This is a genomic window from Palleronia sp. (assembly GCF_042089775.1).
In the GTDB taxonomy this organism is placed as follows: domain Bacteria; phylum Pseudomonadota; class Alphaproteobacteria; order Rhodobacterales; family Rhodobacteraceae; genus Palleronia.
The window spans coordinates 1-3,666 of record NZ_JBELKF010000185.1 but is presented as its reverse complement, the minus strand read 5'-3'; the positions used below and the strand labels follow the sequence as shown (position 1 = coordinate 3,666).

Genomic DNA, 3,666 nt, shown 5'->3' with positions numbered 1-3,666 from the left:
TGAATGATAGACTGGCTTTCGCCAACTGCCGCACTTGTGCCATTTCCGGAAGAGGAACTTCAAGGCGACAGAACACTCCTCACGCCGTTGTCACTTTGGGATACAGGAAGACGCGGGCGCCGATTTCAACGCGTTCGTACAGATCCTTCACATGTTCATTCGTCAACCGCGCGCATCCATTCGACACGGCAGACCCAATTGTCTCCGGGGCGTTCGTTCCATGAATGCGAAGATAGGTATCGCGTCCCTCGGCATCGTAGAGATAGAGCGCGCGGGCCCCGAGCGGGTTGTTTGGCCCGCCTTTCAGTCCATCCTTGTACTTTGCGTATTTGCGTGGCTCGCGCCGGATCATGGCGTTCGTTGGCCGCCACCATGGTCATTTGGCCTTGCGCGCTACCGTGAACTCTCCGGGTTCGTACAAACCTTTGCGCCCTACCCCGACCCCGTAGCGGATCGCCATCCCGTCCTCGAGCATGAAATAAAGGAAAAAATCGTCGGGAACGACGTGGACATCGCCTTTAACCCAGTCACCACGACGGGTGTTTACCAATTGTGGTTCGAACCGTTCGGGCAATTTGACTTTGTGGGCCCAGGCAGTTGTGGGCAGAAAGCAACCCATCGCTCCGGCACAAATCAATTCTCGTCTCGTGAAATTCTGCATGGCGCGATCTCCTCGGACCCATGAAAATTCAGTGCGCGTCAGGGGCAAAGAAAAGAAGCCGTGAACCGGGGCAAACGACGCGCCTTTGTTGCCTTGAAACTACGAAAATTCGTGCTTTTGGAACTCTCCAGCGCTGGAATGTTGTTGTTTTACAGAGAACTGCAAGGAGGTGACTGGAAATGCACTACTCACGATTCTTTATGATGATCGGAACATCGACCGTGGTCATGTTCGTTCTGATGTACCTGAACACCTATCTTTGGGGCCATATCTTCTTTTCGGAGACACGCCTTTACATGGCCATCCTGATGGGGGCGACCATGGCCGTGATCATGTTGGCGTACATGTTGTCCATGTATCAGAACACCAAAGCCAACATCGCGATTTTCGTTGGCGCAATAGTCCTTTTCGCGGCGAGCCTCTGGCTGGTTCGCGGGCAATTCACGGTGCAGGACAGGTCCTACATGCGCGCCATGATCCCGCACCACTCGATCGCCATCATGACGTCGACTCGTGCCGAGATCACCGACCCGCGCGTCCGGGGGCTCGCAGACGACATTATCTATGCGCAGGACAAGGAAATCGCCGAAATGCGCTACCTTATTGCTGACTTTGGAGCAAACGGCGAAGCATCGGCCACGCGAAGCGAAACGCCGGCGCAGGTTGTGGATGCGCAACAGGCGCTTCAAACGGAGGTCGTGTCGAAGGTCGATCCTGAGTTTCTGACGGAAGACGAAATCGCTGCGGTGTTCCCGAATGGCGGAAATTGCCGCTTTGCTTACACCTCGGACAGTCCGGCTGTACTGGTGACTGGTGAAACCGGCGAAGGGTCTGCCGCCGCAATGAAGATCAGCGGTGATCTGGTGCGCCTGAATGCGCAGGGCGAAAATGCATTTTCTGAAGGCCCGCTGTCGGCCGAGATCGCAGAGACGAACGGTGACCTGACCGATCTGATCGTCAGCGCGGGAACCGACTACGAAGCCGGGTTCCGTGGTCAACTTACGTGCAGCGGATAAGGAGGAAAGGACATGCCCCGCGACACAGACAGTAAATCCGCGCAGCTTTATCGCATGGTCATGCCGGGCCATGTCTGCCCCTACGGTCTGAAATCGAAAGACCTGCTGGAGCGGCAAGGCTTCGAGGTGGAAGACCATCCGCTTGACACCCGTGAAGACACCGATGCTTTCATGGAGAAGCACGGGGTCGAGACGACGCCGCAGACTTTCATCGGGGACGAACGGATCGGCGGTTACGATGATCTCAGGGTGTTTTTCGACATTGACCCACCCGAGGAAGAGCAAAGCGACACGACCTACCAGCCGGTCATCGCGATCTTTTCCGTTGCCGCGCTGTTGGCATTGGGCCTGTCTTGGCACCAGTACGGGTCGGTCCTTACCTTGCGGGGGTTCGAATGGTTCATTTCGCTGTCCATGACCATTCTCGCGATCCAGAAATTGCAGGATGTCGAAGGGTTTTCGACGATGTTCCTCAACTACGATCTGCTGGCGCGCAAATGGGTGCGATACGGCAAGGTCTACCCGTTCGGCGAAGCGTTGGCAGGTGTCCTGATGACTGCCGGCGCGCTGCTGTGGCTCTCGGCGCCTGTCGCCCTGTTTATCGGCACGGTCGGCGCTGTCAGCGTGTTCAAGGCTGTTTATATCGACAAGAGAGAGCTGAAATGCGCCTGCGTCGGCGGTGACAGTTCCGTCCCGCTGGGGTTCATTTCGCTGACGGAAAACCTGATGATGATCTTCATGGGTATCTGGATGCCGGTCCGCGCGATCTGGTTCTGAGGTACAGCCCCTTCTTGCCTGTCACTTGGCCAACCGCTCCGGCGACAGATCCTCGATGATGGGGCAGTCGGGCCGGTGATCCCCGGCACATTTTTCCACCAGTTCGGCGAGCGTCGCGCGCATGGATTGCAGTTTCGCGATCTTTTCCTCGATCTGGCGCAGATGGTCTTCCGCAACCGCCTTCACTTGCATGCTTTCGCGCTTTTCATCCTCGTAGAGCGACAGGAGCGTCCTGCAATCTTCGATGGTGAACCCCAAGGCCCGTGCGCGACCCAGAAACGCCAGCTTGTGAATGTGGCTCTCGGTGAACGCGCGGTAGCCGTTCTCGCTACGGTTCGGGCGGATCAGCCCGATGTCCTCGTAGTAGCGGATTGTTTTTGGGGGCACACCCGATTGTCGGGCAACGTCTCCGATGTTCATGTCGAACCTCCGTTATTCTGCTGGAGCAGGAGTGGCGGCTGCCAGCTCTGCCGGGATTGCGCGCTGCTCGTCCATCGCAGGCGCGATGCGCCGCAGCCGCAGGGCATTGGTCAGGACAAACACCGAGGACAACGCCATCGCACCCGCCGCAAGGATTGGTGACAGGAGCAACCCAAAGGCGGGATAAAGCACCCCGGCAGCGACCGGAATAAGTGCCACGTTGTAGGCAAAGGCCCAGAACAGGTTCTGCCGGATGTTGCGCATGGTCCGCCGCGATACTTCGAAGGCGTTCACCACGCCGCGCAAATCGCCCGACATCAGGACGACATCCGCAGATTCGATGGCCACATCGGTGCCGGTTCCAATGGCGATGCCCACATCGGCATGCGCCAGCGCCGGGGCGTCGTTGATCCCGTCGCCGACAAAGGCGATGCGCTTGTTCCCTTGGCGCAAACTGTCGAGCGCCGCAACCTTGCCGTCCGGCAGGACGCCGGCGATGACGTGGTCGATACCGGTTTCGCGGGCGATGGCTTCGGCGGTTTCGCGTTTGTCGCCGGTGATCATCGCAACCGCAAGACCCTTTTCGTGCAGCGCTGCGATGGCTGCGCGGCTTGCCGGTTTGACCGGATCGGCCACGCCGATCACGGCGGCGACACGCCCATCTATGGCAGCGTAAAGCGCCGTGCGACCCTTGCTTGCGATCTTCGTTTCCTCTGGAGCCAATGCCGAGACGTCAATGCCTTCGCGCGCCATGTAGCGGTCGGCCCCAACCAACACCTCCACGTCTTCGAC

At 58.5% G+C, this 3,666-nt stretch carries 5 protein-coding genes and 1 pseudogene; 2 read left to right on the top strand and 4 right to left on the bottom strand.

Annotated features, from left to right (window positions below; all coding sequences use genetic code 11):
• Positions 1-79 precede the first annotated feature (79 nt).
• Both ACFDS3_RS19625 and ACFDS3_RS19620 read right to left on the bottom strand, forming a co-directional pair.
• Positions 80-364: pseudogene (locus ACFDS3_RS19625) on the bottom strand (L,D-transpeptidase); the annotation flags it as partial.
• Between the two features lie 12 nt (positions 365-376).
• Positions 377-661, bottom strand: a complete 285-nt coding sequence (locus ACFDS3_RS19620) for a hypothetical protein (RefSeq protein ID WP_043754583.1) — start codon at positions 659-661, stop codon at positions 377-379.
• Positions 662-840: 179 nt separating this feature from the next.
• On the opposite strand from ACFDS3_RS19620, the gene ACFDS3_RS19615 reads away from it, so the two are divergent.
• The gene (locus tag ACFDS3_RS19615) at positions 841-1,677 is read left to right on the top strand and encodes a DUF305 domain-containing protein (protein ID WP_375264024.1); all 837 of its coding nucleotides are present in this window, start codon (positions 841-843) and stop codon (positions 1,675-1,677) included.
• A 12-nt stretch (positions 1,678-1,689) separates the two neighbouring features.
• Complete coding sequence (locus ACFDS3_RS19610; protein WP_012187037.1) at positions 1,690-2,454, top strand: MauE/DoxX family redox-associated membrane protein; 765 nt, start codon at positions 1,690-1,692, stop codon at positions 2,452-2,454.
• A gap of 21 nt (positions 2,455-2,475) precedes the next feature.
• On the opposite strand, the gene cueR is transcribed toward ACFDS3_RS19610, so the two are convergent.
• Complete coding sequence (gene cueR, locus ACFDS3_RS19605; RefSeq protein ID WP_375264023.1) at positions 2,476-2,874, bottom strand: Cu(I)-responsive transcriptional regulator; 399 nt, start codon at positions 2,872-2,874, stop codon at positions 2,476-2,478.
• Between the two features lie 12 nt (positions 2,875-2,886).
• A partial coding sequence (locus ACFDS3_RS19600) for an HAD-IC family P-type ATPase (protein ID WP_375264022.1) occupies positions 2,887-3,666 on the bottom strand: 780 nt, incomplete at its 5' end.